The 15,590-nt window shown below is 50.6% G+C and carries 12 protein-coding genes; 10 read left to right on the top strand and 2 right to left on the bottom strand.

The window, feature by feature from the left end; genetic code table 11:
- The first annotated feature begins 13 nt into the window (after nucleotides 1-13).
- From HW447_RS04450 to glf, 10 genes are all read left to right on the top strand, one after another.
- Nucleotides 14-1,105 carry a DUF871 domain-containing protein gene (locus HW447_RS04450; protein ID WP_176254131.1) on the top strand — a complete coding sequence of 364 codons (1,092 nt, stop codon included), beginning with the start codon at nucleotides 14-16 and terminating at the stop codon, nucleotides 1,103-1,105.
- A 360-nt stretch (nucleotides 1,106-1,465) separates the two neighbouring features.
- The gene (gene rfbA / locus HW447_RS04455) at nucleotides 1,466-2,359 is read left to right on the top strand and encodes a glucose-1-phosphate thymidylyltransferase RfbA (RefSeq protein ID WP_176254132.1); all 894 of its coding nucleotides are present in this window, start codon (nucleotides 1,466-1,468) and stop codon (nucleotides 2,357-2,359) included.
- Nucleotides 2,360-2,381: 22 nt separating this feature from the next.
- Nucleotides 2,382-3,404, top strand: coding sequence for a dTDP-glucose 4,6-dehydratase (gene rfbB / locus HW447_RS04460; RefSeq protein ID WP_176254133.1), 1,023 nt, complete (start codon nucleotides 2,382-2,384; stop codon nucleotides 3,402-3,404).
- 160 nt (nucleotides 3,405-3,564) lie between these two features.
- Nucleotides 3,565-4,416: a dTDP-4-dehydrorhamnose reductase gene (rfbD, locus tag HW447_RS04465; protein WP_176254134.1), complete on the top strand. Its 852-nt coding sequence runs from the start codon at nucleotides 3,565-3,567 to the stop codon at nucleotides 4,414-4,416.
- Nucleotides 4,417-4,493: 77 nt separating this feature from the next.
- Complete coding sequence (gene glmM / locus HW447_RS04470) at nucleotides 4,494-5,846, top strand: phosphoglucosamine mutase (protein ID WP_176254135.1); 1,353 nt, start codon at nucleotides 4,494-4,496, stop codon at nucleotides 5,844-5,846.
- 102 nt (nucleotides 5,847-5,948) lie between these two features.
- Nucleotides 5,949-7,946, top strand: a complete 1,998-nt coding sequence (locus tag HW447_RS04475; RefSeq protein WP_176254136.1) for a GGDEF domain-containing protein — start codon at nucleotides 5,949-5,951, stop codon at nucleotides 7,944-7,946.
- 138 nt (nucleotides 7,947-8,084) lie between these two features.
- The gene (gene leuA / locus HW447_RS04480; protein WP_176254137.1) at nucleotides 8,085-9,752 is read left to right on the top strand and encodes a 2-isopropylmalate synthase; all 1,668 of its coding nucleotides are present in this window, start codon (nucleotides 8,085-8,087) and stop codon (nucleotides 9,750-9,752) included.
- A gap of 319 nt (nucleotides 9,753-10,071) precedes the next feature.
- A complete protein-coding gene (locus tag HW447_RS04485) occupies nucleotides 10,072-10,656 on the top strand; it encodes a biotin transporter BioY (RefSeq protein ID WP_176254138.1) in 585 nt (194 codons plus the stop codon).
- A complete protein-coding gene (locus HW447_RS04490) occupies nucleotides 10,653-11,447 on the top strand; it encodes a TraX family protein (protein WP_176254139.1) in 795 nt (264 codons plus the stop codon). The genes HW447_RS04485 and HW447_RS04490 overlap by 4 nt, the downstream gene beginning before the upstream one ends.
- Before the next feature lie 42 nt (nucleotides 11,448-11,489).
- Entirely contained in the window at nucleotides 11,490-12,611 is a 1,122-nt protein-coding gene (gene glf / locus HW447_RS04495) for a UDP-galactopyranose mutase (RefSeq protein ID WP_176254140.1), read from the top strand.
- Nucleotides 12,612-12,676: 65 nt separating this feature from the next.
- Here glf and HW447_RS04500 read toward each other — a convergent pair whose 3' ends face one another.
- Together HW447_RS04500 and HW447_RS04505 are read right to left on the bottom strand one after the other, a co-directional pair.
- Nucleotides 12,677-14,506 carry an aminotransferase class I/II-fold pyridoxal phosphate-dependent enzyme gene (locus HW447_RS04500; protein ID WP_176254141.1) on the bottom strand — a complete coding sequence of 610 codons (1,830 nt, stop codon included), beginning with the start codon at nucleotides 14,504-14,506 and terminating at the stop codon, nucleotides 12,677-12,679.
- Nucleotides 14,507-14,627: 121 nt separating this feature from the next.
- On the bottom strand, nucleotides 14,628-15,584 hold the full coding sequence (locus HW447_RS04505; protein ID WP_176254142.1) for a glycosyltransferase: 957 nt from the start codon (nucleotides 15,582-15,584) through the stop codon (nucleotides 14,628-14,630).
- Between the last annotated feature and the right edge of the window lie 6 nt (nucleotides 15,585-15,590).

The raw sequence follows: 15,590 nt of genomic DNA on the forward strand, positions 1-15,590 counted from the left end.
GAGGTATTTTATTATGCATAAACTTGGAATTTCTGTTTACCCGGAGCATTCTACACCAGAGAAGGATCTTGCTTATATGAAAATGGCTGCAAAGTACGGTTTTTCCCGTATCTTTACCTGTCTGTTATCAGCCAGCCATGATCCTGAAGTCATTAAAAAGGAATTTGGCGCCTTCGTAAAAAATGCCCATGAGCTGGGCTTTGAGGTAGCCGCCGACACAAATCCTCAGGTTTTTGAGGCTCTGGGGGCCGGACCGGAGGATCTGGCTATTTTTCATGAGCTGGGACTTGATATTATCCGTCTGGATGGCCATTTTGATGAGCGTCAGGATGTGCTTATCACCCGCAATCCCTATGGCATCCGCATCGAGTTTAACGGAAGCTCTGACGCAGACTTAGAGCGTCTGGTGCGCCACGGGGCAGACAGACGCAACATGATCATCTGCCACAATTTCTACCCGGAGCGATACTCCGGCTTAAGCCAGGCTGTATTTGACCGTTTTAATGAAAAATGGAGCAGTCTCGGTATGACAACCGCGGCTTTTGTATCCAGCCAGCAGAAGGAAACCTTCGGCCCCTGGCAGGTATTTCAGGGTCTTCCTACTCTGGAGGCAGACCGCACCCTCCCCATTGACGCCCAGGTACGCCATATGGTAGCCTGCGAGGTAATCGACGATATCCTGATTGGAAACGCCTATGCTTCTGAGGAGGAGCTTAAGGCTATGGCCTCTGTAAAGCTTACCAATACCACCATTAAGATGGAGCCGGAAGAAGGGATTGGAGAAAGTGAGAAAAAGGCGGTTTACGGGTATTCGCACACCGGCCGCACCGATGCCAGCGAATACTATATCCGTTCCAGTTTCCCAAGGATGGACTACAGACAGACCTCCATTCCTGCCAGAGCCTGTGATAAACCGGTGTTTACCAGAGGCGATGTGCTGGTGGTAAATGACAATCTGGCCCACTATCGGGGAGAGGTAGAGATCGTGCTGACACAGATTGAGAATGACGGACAGAGAAATCTGGCCGGCCATATTGCAGAAACGGACCTGCGGATCCTGGATGAGATGGAAAAGCGGCCGGATCATGTGTTTGAGATTATTTAATTCCATCAGGAGTATTTTTACCGGTATGCCGCTATCATTATGGCTGCCGGCTGGCCCCGGCGGGATCGTACGGGAAAATCAGGTGAAAGAGACTGGTTTTTCTCATACAATCCCGTCGGGGCCTTTTCATATTCCAGTGCTGCCGCAGAAGAGATAAAAATTCAATTTGTTTAAAGAAGAAGCTTTATCAGGGGGAGGAAGACAGCGTTGATTTTGGAGCAAATGATTGTATGGCTCCATTTATGAAACGACAAATGGAAAAACGCTTAATATATTTGAAAAATCGGGGATATTATGGTATAGTGGGGAAAGAAATAAAGGTCAGACCCATTCTTTTTGGGATCTGCAAGGAGGAACTATATGAAAGGGATCATACTTGCCGGAGGAAGCGGCACCAGACTTTACCCGCTGACAAAGGTTACATCCAAGCAGCTTTTGCCCATATACGATAAACCCATGATCTACTATCCCCTGTCGGTTCTTATGAATGCGGGGATCCGCGATATACTGATCATTTCCACACCGGAGGACACGCCCCGGTTTGAGGCGCTTTTAGGGGATGGACATCCCTTCGGCATCAACTTAAGCTACGCCGTTCAGCCAAGTCCCGACGGCCTGGCTCAGGCGTTTATTATTGGAGAGGAATTTATCGGCGGCGATTCCGTCGCCATGGTTCTGGGCGACAATATTTTCCACGGACAGGGCCTTACCAGGCGGTTAAAGGCCGCGGCTGCCAGAGAAACGGGAGCTACCGTGTTCGGCTACTATGTGGATGACCCGGAGCGTTTCGGCATCGTGGAGTTTGATGATAAGGGAAAAGCCATTTCCATCGAGGAAAAGCCGGAGAAACCAAAGTCCAACTACTGTGTTACCGGACTGTATTTTTACGATAACCGGGTGGTGGAGTACGCAAAGAGCTTAAAGCCTTCCGCCAGAGGGGAGCTTGAGATTACGGACTTAAACCGCATCTATCTGGAAAAGGGCGAGCTGGATGTGATCCTTTTAGGCCAGGGCTTTACCTGGCTGGATACGGGAACCCATGAGTCCCTGGTTGAGGCGACCAACTTTGTAAAGACCGTGGAAACCCATCAGCACAGAAAGATTGCCTGCCTGGAGGAGATCGCCTATTTAAACGGCTGGATCACCAGGGAGCAGGTGCTTGAAACCTACGAAGTGCTTAAGAAAAACCAGTACGGAAAGTATTTAAAGGATGTTCTGGACGGCAGATACGTAGATAAACTGAGGGAAGAATAGCGTTTGGAGGAATAAAAAAAACATGAAGATCATCGTTACCGGCGGAGCCGGATTTATCGGAAGCAATTTTGTACACCATATGGTAAATAAGTACCCGGATTATGAGATCATCAATCTGGATCTGCTTACCTATGCGGGCAATCTGGAGAACTTAAAGCCCGTTGAGAACAGGCCAAATTACAGATTTGTAAAGGGCGATATCGCAGATCGGACGTTCATTTTCGACCTGTTTGAGAAGGAAAAACCGGATATGGTGGTAAACTTTGCGGCTGAGAGCCACGTAGACCGTTCGATTACGGATCCTGAGGCCTTTGTGCGCACCAATGTAATGGGAACCACCACGCTGCTTGACGCCTGCCGTACCTACGGCATCAAGCGGTATCATCAGGTATCCACCGATGAGGTGTACGGCGATCTGCCTTTAGACCGCCCAGATCTCTTTTTTACGGAGACCACCCCTCTTCATACTTCCAGCCCCTATTCTTCTTCCAAGGCAGGCGCAGATCTTTTCGTTCTGGCTTACCACAGAACCTACGGGCTGCCTGTGACCGTATCCCGCTGCTCCAACAACTACGGCCCCTACCATTTTCCAGAGAAGCTGATCCCTCTGATCATCAGCCGCGCCCTGGCAGATGAGGAGCTTCCCGTATACGGAACCGGTGAAAATGTCCGCGACTGGCTCCATGTATCCGACCACTGTGAGGCCATTGATCTGGTGATCCACAAGGGCCGCGAGGGAGAGGTATACAATATCGGCGGACACAACGAGCGCACCAACCTGGAAGTGGTAAAGACCATTTTAAAGGCTCTGGACAAGCCGGAGAGCCTGATCCGCTTTGTTACAGACCGTCCCGGCCACGATATGCGCTATGCCATCGATCCTACAAAGATCGAGACAGAACTTGGCTGGAAACCGAAGTATAACTTTGACACAGGCATCCGGCAGACCATCCAGTGGTATCTGGACAACCAGGACTGGTGGAAGAATATTTTAAGCGGCGAGTACAGCGGCTATTTTGACAAGATGTACGGAAACCGCCTGTAAACGCAACACAGGAAACGGATATGGCTGACGGCGGCAAAAAAGCTTAAAGGAGTGTATTTGCCGCTGCCAGCCTTTGTGCGTAAAGGCAGTTCGGCGAGCAGAGCCAGACAGGAACCTTGCTCTCGGCTGCGATGATTGGAAGAATGAGGTGTTTGAGATTATGAGAATTCTGGTAACGGGCGTAAAAGGACAGCTGGGCCATGATGTGATGGATGAGCTGGCGGCAAAGGGAATCGAAGGAATTGGTGTGGACGTGGAGGAAATGGATATCACCGACGCAGAGGCCTGCGGGCGCGTGATCAAAGAGGCAAAGCCTGACGCAGTGATCCACTGTGCCGCATATACTGCAGTAGATGCTGCGGAGGATAACGTGGAGCTGTGCCGCAGAGTCAATGCCGAAGGCACGAGGAATATCGCAAAGGTCTGCAAAGCGCTGGATATCAAGATGATGTATATCAGCACAGATTATGTGTTCAACGGTCAGGGTGAGCGCCCATGGGAGCCGGATGATCACAGAGAACCCTTAAATGTCTATGGCCTGACAAAGTATGAGGGCGAGATTGCGGTGGAGCAGAATACAGCCAAGTTCTTTATTGTCCGGATTGCCTGGGTATTTGGCATAAACGGAAAGAACTTTATAAAGACCATGCTTCGTCTGGGGAAAGAGCGCGGGGCAGTCAGCGTAGTGGACGATCAGATCGGCTCTCCTACCTATACCTATGATCTGGCAAAGCTGCTGGTGGAAATGATTCAGACCGACCGCTACGGCCGCTACCATGCCACCAACGAGGGCCTTTGCAGCTGGTATGAATTTGCCTGCGAGATCTTCCGTCAGGCGGGGATGGATGTGAAGGTGACTCCTGTGGATTCCTCAAGCTTTCCGGCCAAGGCAAAACGTCCCTTTAACAGCCGTATGAGCAAGGAAAAGCTTACAGAGAACGGCTTTAGCCGCCTTCCCTCCTGGCAGGATGCTCTGGGACGGTATCTGAAGGAACTGAAAAACGCACAGTAGGAACGGAGAAGGGTACGCTGGGGAGCGCGTATGCGTATGGTGCAGGGAAAATCTGAGACAGAGAGGACATGAAAGCAATGGGAAAATATTTTGGAACAGACGGCTTCCGCGGAGAGGCCAACGTGGATCTGACAGTGGAGCACGCATATAAGGTAGGCCGCTTTTTAGGCTGGTATTACGGACAGAAAACGCCGGGAGAGCGCTGCCGGGTGGTAATCGGAAAGGACACTCGAAGAAGCAGCTATATGTTTGAATATTCTCTGGTATCCGGCCTTACAGCCTCAGGGGCGGATGTATTTCTCCTTCATGTGACCACGACGCCCAGCGTTTCCTATGTGGTCCGCACCGAGGGCTTTCACTGCGGCATCATGATTTCCGCCAGCCATAACCCATATTATGACAATGGCATCAAGGTTATCAATGAACGGGGCGAGAAGCTGGAAGAATCGGTGATCACAAAGATCGAGCAATACCTGGACGGAGAGATGGAAGAGATTCCCCTGGCAAAGCGGGACGCCATCGGCCGCACCGTGGACTTTGCCGCGGGCAGAAACCGCTATATCGGCTATCTGATCTCCATTGCTACCCGCTCATTTAAAAATATGAAGGTGGCCCTGGACTGCGCCAACGGAAGTGCCTCAGCCATTGCAAAGAATGTATTTGACGCTCTGGGCGCTCAGACCTTTGTGATGAACAATGAGCCCAATGGCCTGAATATCAATACAGACTGCGGTTCTACCCATATTGAGTATTTACAGAAATTTGTAGTGGAACAGGGCTGCGACGCAGGTTTTGCCTATGACGGAGACGCGGATCGCTGCATTGCCGTAGACAGCGAGGGAAATGTGGTAGACGGCGACCGCATCCTGTATATCTGCGGAAAATATATGAAGGAGCAGGGCAGCCTGTTCAGCAATACCGTTGTCACTACCATTATGTCTAACTTCGGTCTTTACAAGGCTTTTGACCGGGAGGGCATTTCCTATGAAAAGACGGCGGTAGGAGATAAATATGTCTATGAAAATATGGCTGCCACCGGAAACTGCCTGGGCGGCGAGCAGTCCGGCCATATTATTTTCAGCAAGCACGCCACAACAGGAGACGGTATCCTGACTTCCTTAAAGGTGATGGAGGTTGTTCTGGAAAAGAAACAGTCCCTGGCAAAGCTGGCCTCCGAGGTGGAGATTTATCCTCAGGTGCTTAAAAATGTAAGTGTAAAGGATAAGAACGCGGCCCAGGAGGACGAAAAAGTCCAGGAAGAAGTAAGAAGGGTGACAGAGGCGTTGGGAACAGACGGACGCATACTGCTGCGTTCCTCAGGCACAGAGCCTGTGGTTCGGGTGATGGTGGAAGCGGCGGATATGGAAACCTGTGAGAAATACGTGGATCAGGTCATTGCTGTGATGAAGGATCAGGGATTTTGCCTTTAATACAAAACGTCTGATTGTGATGTACATGAAAAACTGCTGCCGGGGAGCGATCTGCTTCCCGGTTATTTCGGTTATACAGGAACCAGGGAAAGGAGAGATGGATTGAGAAATGGAGTATTCGCGGGCTGGCTGAATCAGAAAAGAGCTGCTGCCGCAGGGGTGATTCTGCTTTTGGGGCTGACAGCTGTCTTAGCGGTGGGAAATACCATGAGAGAGACGCAGCCTGATGGGATCAGCTGCCTTGAAACGGCTCTGAACACAGGAGAGTTAAACTGGGAAATGCGCAGCTATCTGGAAAGCCGCGCCGGTTCCCAGGGAGAGGAGGGATATTTTGTAAAGGGGGTTCTGGCCTGGCTGGACGGGAATGTGGACGGAACGGTAGAGCTGCTTTCGCAGATTGGGGAGGCAGAAACAGAAAACGCAGAGATGATCCGTATTTACACGCCGATCCTTTTAAACGAAGCAGCGGCCGAGCTGGGAGATACAGAGGGACTTGTTGAGAACAGCCGCCGTGCTCTGGAGGCCATCGGAGCATCAAAGAAATACCGCAACAATATAAAGCTGTGCTGGCGCGCAGTGGAACCAGTGGTGCAGAGCGAAGGAAAGATCCAGGAGGCGGCAAAGCTGCTGATCTGGTATCTGGAAAATGTCCGCGGGCTGAATGATGAAACCAGGATAGCGTTAAAAGGAAACATCGGCCAGATATTCAGCCTGACAGAAAACTATATGGATGCCATGTTTTACTATATGGATGCCCTTCACAATATAGAGAAGGCAAGGGGGGTGGAACACCAGAATTATTACAAAATGAAGCTTCTGGCCTGTGTAGGGGACGTTTACTATGGGCTTCAGGAATATAATCGTGCGCTGGAGTTTTATGAACAGGTCATAGGGGAAGAGGGCAAAGACAGCAAAGAGAGAACCGTCCAGGCTATGGCTGTGATCAATGGAACGGATGCTTATGTTATGCAGGAAGAATATGACCAGGCAGAGGAAATGCTGGAGCATCTGGAGGCCATGATTCCGGGACTGGACCCGGATATGGCGGATGATATGGAAATATTGAGGGCCAGTGAGCGGGCGCAGATCGCAATGGGGAGGGGACAGCTTGACGAGGCATTGAGACAGCTTGAGCTGGCCGGACAATGGCTGAAGGAGGACAAGAAAGAGGTCGCCTATTATAAAAGTATTTATGTAAGGTATACATATGCACTGTACTGCCAGTATTCCGGCCAGGAAGAAGAGGCTCTTAAGCAGTTTGCCGAGGTGGCGGAGGAATCATCCGTTTTTGGGCTGTCTTTGGAGGAAACGGTCTACTATCACATGGCTCAGATTTATAAGGACAGAGGAGACCTTGAAAATTTCAGCCAGTATCGGGAGCGCTACAGCGGTCAGATCCAGAAGAAGGCCGCTTTGTTGAGATCCGGCTATGTGGCAAGAGCAGAGCAGCTTTACCGTTATGGACTGTTACAGCAGAAACAGCAGAAAAATGAGCTGGCTCTCATTGCCAGCGCCTTCGGCATTGCCGGCCTTCTGGCGATGATCGTATGGGCCTTCCGCCATATCGGCATCTGGAGAAAAAGAAGCTGGACGGATCCTCTTACAGGGCTTTATAACCGTCACTATCTGGAATACTATCTTAAAAAGAATGGCAAAAAGCTTCAGGGACAGCAGATATCCCTTGTTATGATCGATGTGGATCATTTTAAATCCTATAATGACAACTACGGTCATATTGAGGGCGACCGGGCCTTAAAAGAAGTGGCGGCTGTGTTAAAATACAATATAAGGGCTGCGGATATGGCAGTCCGATTCGGCGGGGAAGAGATGCTGCTTTTCATTCCCGGCATCCGCCTGGAACAGACGGTTCAGATCATGGAGCGGATCTGCAGGGATCTTAAGGAGCGGAGCATTGAGCATAAATACTCTCTGGTATCCCCGGTTCTGACCATCAGCGCAGGGATCTTCAGCACCGTCTACAGGGGGCAGGACATTGCGGATTTGAGCCGTCAGGCAGATCAGGTGCTGTACAGCGCAAAGGAAGCGGGGCGGGATCGGTATGAGGCCAGAGAGGATCCGAAAGAACCAGCCGGCTTATAATAAAGCGAAGGAATAGGATCTATAACTAATACGAATGGTAAAAAGACGTACCTTGCTTGTGCGTTATATCATCCTATGGTATAATAGAGTAACATTTTACAGCGCTAAAGGAAACTGCGGGAAGGAGGAAATGGAAGTATGCTGAATTACAAGAGATATAAGAGAGTGCCGGTGGTAGATTTTCCGGAGCGCACCTGGCCTGAGAAGGAGATTAAGAAAGCGCCGGTATGGTGCAGCGTAGATCTGCGGGACGGCAATCAGGCTTTAGTAGAACCCATGGTAGTAGAAGAAAAGGTGGAAATGTTCAACCTGCTGGTAAAGCTGGGCTTTAAGGAGATCGAGGTTGGCTTTCCGGCTGCTTCCCAGATTGAATATGATTTCCTCCGTACTCTGGTAGAGCGCAGGCTGATCCCGGATGACGTAGAGGTACAGGTTCTGGTACAGTGCAGAGAGCATTTGATCCGCCGTACCTTTGAGGCGCTCCAGGGGGTAAAGAAGGCTATTGTCCATATTTACAACTCCACCTCCACCTTACAGAGGGATGTAGTATTCCACAAGGAGATGGATGAGATAAAGGATATTGCCATTGTGGGCACCAAGATGGTACAGCGCTATGCCGCCCAAAGCGATACCAAGATCCGTCTGGAGTATTCACCTGAGAGCTTTACGGGCACAGAGCTTCCCTTTGCCCTTGATATCTGCACTGCGGTTCAGGAGATCTGGGGAGCCACAAAGGAAAACCCCATCATCATCAACCTGCCGTCCACGGTGGAGATGACGACGCCTAACGTATATGCTGATCAGATTGAGTGGATGAATACGCATTTTAAAGACAGAGAGAGCATCATTTTAAGCGTTCATCCTCACAATGACCGGGGAGAGGGCGTGGCTTCTACGGAACTGGCCCTGCTTGCAGGGGCGGATCGTGTCGAGGGAACGCTGTTTGGAAACGGCGAGCGCACCGGAAACGTGGATATACTGACGGTTGCCTACAATATGTTCTCTCAGGGGATCAATCCCGAATTAGATATTGAAAATGTCCGTGAGATCGCAGAAGTTTATGAGCGGTGCACAAAGATGGATATCCCTCCCAGACACCCCTACGCCGGGAAGCTTGTATTTACCGCCTTTTCCGGCTCTCATCAGGATGCTATCAACAAGGGGATGCAGGCCCTGCATGAGAGGAAAAGCCGGTACTGGGAGGTTCCCTATCTCCCCATCGATCCTTCCGATATAGGAAGAGAATACGAGCCTATTGTCCGCATCAACAGCCAGTCCGGGAAAGGCGGCGTAGCATTTGTAATGGATACCTTCTACGGATTCAAGCTGCCAAAGGGTATGCACAAGGAGTTTGCGGATGTGATCCAGAAGATCTCGGAGAGGCAGGGTGAAGTGGCTCCTGAGCAGATCATGGATGAGTTTAAGAAGGAGTATCTGGAGCGCAAGGAGCCTCTCCATTTCCGCAAGTGCCGGATCACGGATACGGAAACGGCAGACGGCGAGTTTGCCACCCTTGTTAAGGTCACCTATACGGATCACAGCATGGAAAAACAGTTCGAGGGCATTGGAAACGGCCCCATCGACGCTGTGCAGAGAGGGCTTGAGGATGCTCTTGGCATCCAGATTAAGGTGCTGGATTACACTGAGCACGCAATGGCCTCTGGCTCCGGGGCGGAGGCAGCCTCCTATATCCATCTGGTAGACCAGGCCACGGGGAAGGCTACTTACGGTGTAGGCGTCAGCTCCAATATCACCAGAGCCTCCATCCGCGGCATCTTCAGCGCGGTGAACCGGCTGTTTTATTAAAATGACATAACGGCTGCCAAAGGCCTGTTTTCGTTTGGGCTGCTGCAAAATGGAAAAAACTTACAGAACTCGGATCCTGTAGGGAAATCCTTTTTGCAGCGGTCTTTTTTACGCCTGCTTTTTTGCTCTCGGGGCGGGGAATGGGATTTTCTGAAAAATCCTCTTTTCACAATAGAGTATTATTGTTAGAATAGGAGAGGAGCCGTTAAAAAAAGATGGCCGGGACGCGCCCCGGGTGACAGGGCGGCTTCTGATACGGAAAAGAAAAAGCGACGGACAGGCCCAGGGGCCTGACCTGTCTGAGAATTGGAGGAATGATATGCAGGAAGCAAAGCTTATAAGAGGACAGAGAACAACGGCTCATGAGATTGCCTTTACCGGCCTGTTTGCAGCCCTTATCGCTGTGGGAGCTTTTATAAAGATCAATATACCGGTGCAGCCTTTTCCCATGCACTTTACGCTGCAGTTCTTTTTTGTGCTTTTAGCTGGATATGTGATGGGAGCCAGACGGGGAGCAGCCTGTGTGTGCGTGTACCTGGCAGTGGGACTGGCTGGGATACCCGTATTTGCGGCAGGAGGAGGGCCGGCTTATCTGATCCGGCCGACCTTCGGTTTTCTGATCGGTTTTGTGGCAGCGGCCTGGATCACAGGGAAACTTACAGCCCTGCGTCCGGGAGCGGGAATGGCCTGGAGGCTGTTTGCCGCGTTTTGGGGTATGATGGCGTATTATGTGTGCGGCATGGTCTACTTTTATGGAATCAGTAACTTTGTGATACATATGCCGATTAGTTGGAAACTGGTGGTGATCAACTGCTTCCTGATCACAGTGGCGGAGGACTTTGTTCTCTGCGTTCTGGCGGCGGCAGTGGCAAAGAGGCTGATGCCCTTTGGGGAATGCCTGTGAACGGATCAGCGCTCCAGCAGGAAAAGGGCCTGGACGGGGCCGCATTAAAATGGATTGCCATATGCTCAATGCTCATTGACCACATCGGGGCGGTGGTGCTGGAGTATGGGCTGTATTATGAAGGAGGGGCAAAAGGGCTTCGCCGGCTGGCGGAAGGCCCCTGGGGAAATGAAATTGAGATCGGGGCCTGGTTTCTGCGCGTTCTGGGCCGGCCGGCCTTTATGATCTACTGTTTCCTTCTGGTGGAGGGGTTTATACATACCCGTAACCGGATGAAGTATGGAAAAAATCTTCTGATTTTCAGCCTGATATCAGAGATCCCCTTTGATCTGGCAGTAGGAAACGGCCTGTTTGTACCGGAATATCAGAACGTGTTTTTTGAACTTTTTATCGGCTTTGGGGTGCTTTCGGCTCTGGAACGGGTAAAGCTTAGGGAGTGCGGGAGCGGAATTGCCCAAACGCCCCGGAGATGTCTGTATATCGGGATCGGCTGTGCTGTGGCAGAACTTTTGCGGGCAGACTATGGGGCTTCAGGAATCCTGATCATAGCGGCATTTTATCTGCTTTCCCAAAACCGGAAAAAGCAGACCGCTGCTGCAGCTGTCCTGGGATTTTTAGAGTCCTTTGGGATAACCCTTGGGGCCGGAGGTCTGGCGGCGATTCCCATTGGAGTGTATAATGGAAAGAGGGGAAAACAGAGGTACAAGTACCTGTTTTACTGGTTCTATCCGGTGCATCTGCTGCTTTTGTACGCAGTGAGATGGTATTTTCTGGGAATCAGACCCGCATAGGGGAGTTTGGGAAATGATGATGAAAAAAGGAGCATAAACGATATGAAGAAATACGATTATATACTGGTTGGAAGCGGCCTGTATGCAGGGGTGTTTGCATGGTATGCCAGACAGAAGGGGAAATCCTGTCTGGTTCTGGAAAAACGGGATCATATCGGTGGAAATATCTGCTGTGAGGATGTGGAAGGTATTCATGTGCATCGGTATGGGGCGCATATTTTCCATACCAGCAATAAAAAGGTATGGGAGTTTGTGAATTCTTTGGCAGAGTTTAACCGCTACACGAACAGTCCGGTAGCAAACTACAAGGGCGAGATGTACAATATGCCTTTCAATATGAACACCTTTAGTAAGATGTGGAACATTTCTTCCCCTAAAGAGGCGAAAGCCATCATCGAGGAGCAGAAAAAAGAGATCCAGGGCGAGCCGAAAAATCTGGAGGAGCAGGCGATCCGCCTGGTCGGCCGTGAAATTTATGAAAAGCTGGTAAAAGGGTATACGGAGAAGCAGTGGGGAAGAGACTGTAAGGAGCTTCCGGCCTTTATCATCCGCCGTCTGCCGGTGCGCTATACCTATGACAACAATTATTTCAACGATTTGTATCAGGGAATCCCCATAGGCGGTTATAACGTGATTATCCAAAGGCTGTTTGAGGGCTGCGATATAAAGATGGGGGAGGATTATCTGGAGAATAAGGAATATTATGACAGTCTTGGGGAAACGGTAGTCTATACGGGAACCATTGACGCTTACTACAATTACTGCTTTGGCAGACTTGAATACCGCAGCCTGCGGTTTGAATCCGAGATACGGGGGGAAGAAAATTACCAGGGCGTGGCTGTGGTAAATTATACAGACCGGGAGACACCGTTTACAAGGATTATCGAGCATAAGCATTTTGAGTTCGGCACACAGTCCAAAACAGTGATTACCAGGGAATACCCTGTGACCTGGCAGGAGGGTATGGAGCCGTATTATCCGGTTAATGATGAGAAAAATCAGGGATTATATCAGAAATACGCCGATCTTGCCGCAAAGGAGGAGCGTGTGATCTTCGGCGGCCGTCTGGGAGAATACAAGTATTACGATATGGATAAGGTAATTGAATCTGCCATGAAAAAGGCAGAGGAAGTATTTGGAATAAACAGCTCCTCTGCCTGCTGATGTTTTAATACTGCCCATGCTGTGCGGGGCCGATAAAAACGGTTCCGTCTGGCATGGGCAGTTTTTTAGCTGTGTATGGGCGCACTCAAAAGCTCTTTTAATGCCTCTGCCAGGATATCGTCGTCCTCCTGGCTGCGCACAGCGATCCGCAGAAACTGCCGGTTTTTAAGCTTTACCTTGGAGGACAGATCCTTTACAAGGCAGTTATACCGCAGCAGCAGCTGCTGAGTCACTGCGCCGGCCGTATGTCCTCCGGTCAGCTCGATCATCAGATAGTCCGCCTGGGAGGGAATTACCCGTATACCGTCAACAGCGGAGAGCAGGGCTGAAAACCGGTTTCGCTCCGCCTTTACTTTTACCAGGGCGTCGGTGTAATCTTTCCTGTATTTTTCCTCAATCTGCATATAGAATTCGCCCAGAGAGTTGATATTCCAGATGGAGACGCTCTTTTTTAATTCCTGAATCCGGGCTGTATCTGCGCTGGCTGCAATGCCCAGCCGCAGTCCCGGTATGCCGTAAGACTTGGAAATGCTCTTTACCACCGTCAGATGGGGATTTTCATCCAGAAGCTCCTCATCCAGAAGAGAGGCGTTTTCCTCGTCTGCAAAGTCCACAAAGGATTCATCGGCAATGAAATGGATCCCTCTTTCCCCGGTCCACTGTACCAGCCGCAGCATATCCGCCTTTGGGATATAATTGCCGGAAGGATTGTCCGGGTTTACCAGCGCCAGACAACGGATGTCCTTATCTTCAAAGAAGGCGGTAAGCTCATCTGCGGTATAGGAAAAGTTATCATTGTCCGGATAATAAGCCTCGGTTTTGTCCGGGTCATACCGGTTGGAATATTCCTCAAAGGTAGGCCGAACTACACCCAGCCGTCCTTGGGTCTGCTCGATCAGGGCTTTGATCAGCTCTGCGGCCCCGTTGCCCACCAGAATCTGATCCTGGCGGAGAGCGAAATTCCTGGCCGCCAGAAGGGAATTTACATACATTCCTGAGGGATACTGGCGCACCAGCGCGTCAAAATTGGAACGAATCTCATCCATCATCTTTTTTGGCGGATAGTAGCTGTTGACCAGATAGCAGAAATCCAGCATTCCCGGATATCTCCAGTAACCGCCGTACCGCCTCTGGATCAGGGCCGTCCGCTCATTTTCCGGGGCGAACATGGATTCAGCGATATCCAGATCCTGAATATCATCGATTTCGTACCACTTCTGATCCGGACTTAAGCGCTTCGCCTTGATGCCGGGATCATCCAGAGCCACCAGAACCTTTAAAACCTGCTCGTAATATTCGTTGTTTCCCAGGGCTTTTGTGTAAGCCTCCAGAAAAGGAACGTAGTGGGTGCGGGAAAATTCCCGGCTGAACTTGTAAAGGTTTACCGTCTTGTAGTAATCCTCAATTTCCGAAAAACGGAACTGCTTTTTTGAGATCATGTCAATGATATCATCCTGCTCGGACAGGCGAACGCAGGTGCCGTCCATCCAGGCTTCATATTTTGCCACAAGCGCCAGGCTGTCCCTGGGATCCTCCATCAGGCAGTCAAGAACCGAATCCTGGAAAATAACATCGGATTCCAGAAGAAGGGTATCCTCCTTGAGAAGATAATCCTTTGCAAGGAAAAGGGAATAGATGTTGTTTGTCTTGTTGTAAATGGGATTTTCTACAAATACCACAGGGGTTTTTACATCCAGGGTACGGATGTGGCCGGTCAGCTTCTCTCCCTCGTAGCCCACCACGATTACGATCCGGGACAGGGATAAACGATCCAGCTGAGACAGGGTGCGGTTGATCATGGGAATGCCGTTTACCTTTACCATACATTTTGTGTTGTTCTGCGTCAGCTGCTTTAAGCGTTTCCCCATACCGGCAGCAAGAATGATTGCCTGCATAAAATATTCTCCTTAAAATGTAATTATAAGAGCGGTTTCAGGCAGATGGAAGGCATCTGCCAAAAGCCGCAGGTTCAGTCAAACAGATAAAAGCCGCATATCCGGCTTAAAAAGGTCTGCATTAACGGGAAGGCTGTCCGGGGCCGCTTCCGGGCAGATAACGGAAAGAAGGCCCGTCCGGGGCCTTATGGCGTCCCCTGAGTACATCTCTGTAGACCTGGATGCGGTAGCCGCGCAGCTCCCTCTGATTTCCTGCAAGAGACAAAAGAGTGTCGACGGCGATATGGGCCCAGTGATTGGCGGTGATATAGGCCATATACAGAGGCGGACATTTGGAATAGGTGCGGCCAATGTCGATGGCATTGCGGAATCCGTAGTAATTCTTCCAGCCAATAAGCGGAGCCTGGCCTGGTACGGCTGTCTTGTGGTTTAAGACGGCCGTATTGACATTTAAGATCCGGGAGCGCCGGTGAAAGCGCATACAGTATTCCGTGTCGTCAAACCAGATAAAATATTCCGTTTTCGGAAGGCCGATTTCCCGAACCAGAGAAGTCTTTACCAAAAGGCCGCAGAAGGTGCTGATATCGTATTCAAAAAAGGGTGTCCCGTAGGCCGTCTCCGGGACAGGTTCATAAAACATCAGATAAGGGTTCTTAAGAAAACGCCGATGGCTGGTGTCGATGGCTCCGGCTGTGGTCACTGTGCCGGAATAGGCAAGATAATCCGTGTGAAGAACCGCCTTCTGCAGCTCCGCTATATAGTCTGGTGCGATCATGGCGTCATCATCTATGATCAGGAGCCAGTCGCAGTCTGTGTTGGCCAGCCGATTCATTCCATAGGCAAACCCGCCGGCTCCGCCCAGGTTCTGCTCCAGGCGGCAGATGTCAAGAGCCGGGCTGTCCGGCCTGTTCTCTGCCGCGTCCGTAAGCCCCTCCAGATACGCGCCGGTGCCGTCGCTGCTGTGATTGTCCACAATACACACCCTGGAAAACGGCACCGTCTGGCCGAGGACGCAGTTTATACATTCCTTAAGCAGTTCCAGCCGGTTGTAGGTTACGATAATGACTCCAAATTTCAAAGGGGC

The organism is Enterocloster alcoholdehydrogenati, from assembly GCF_013282095.1.
GTDB lineage: Bacteria > Bacillota > Clostridia > Lachnospirales > Lachnospiraceae > Enterocloster > Enterocloster alcoholdehydrogenati.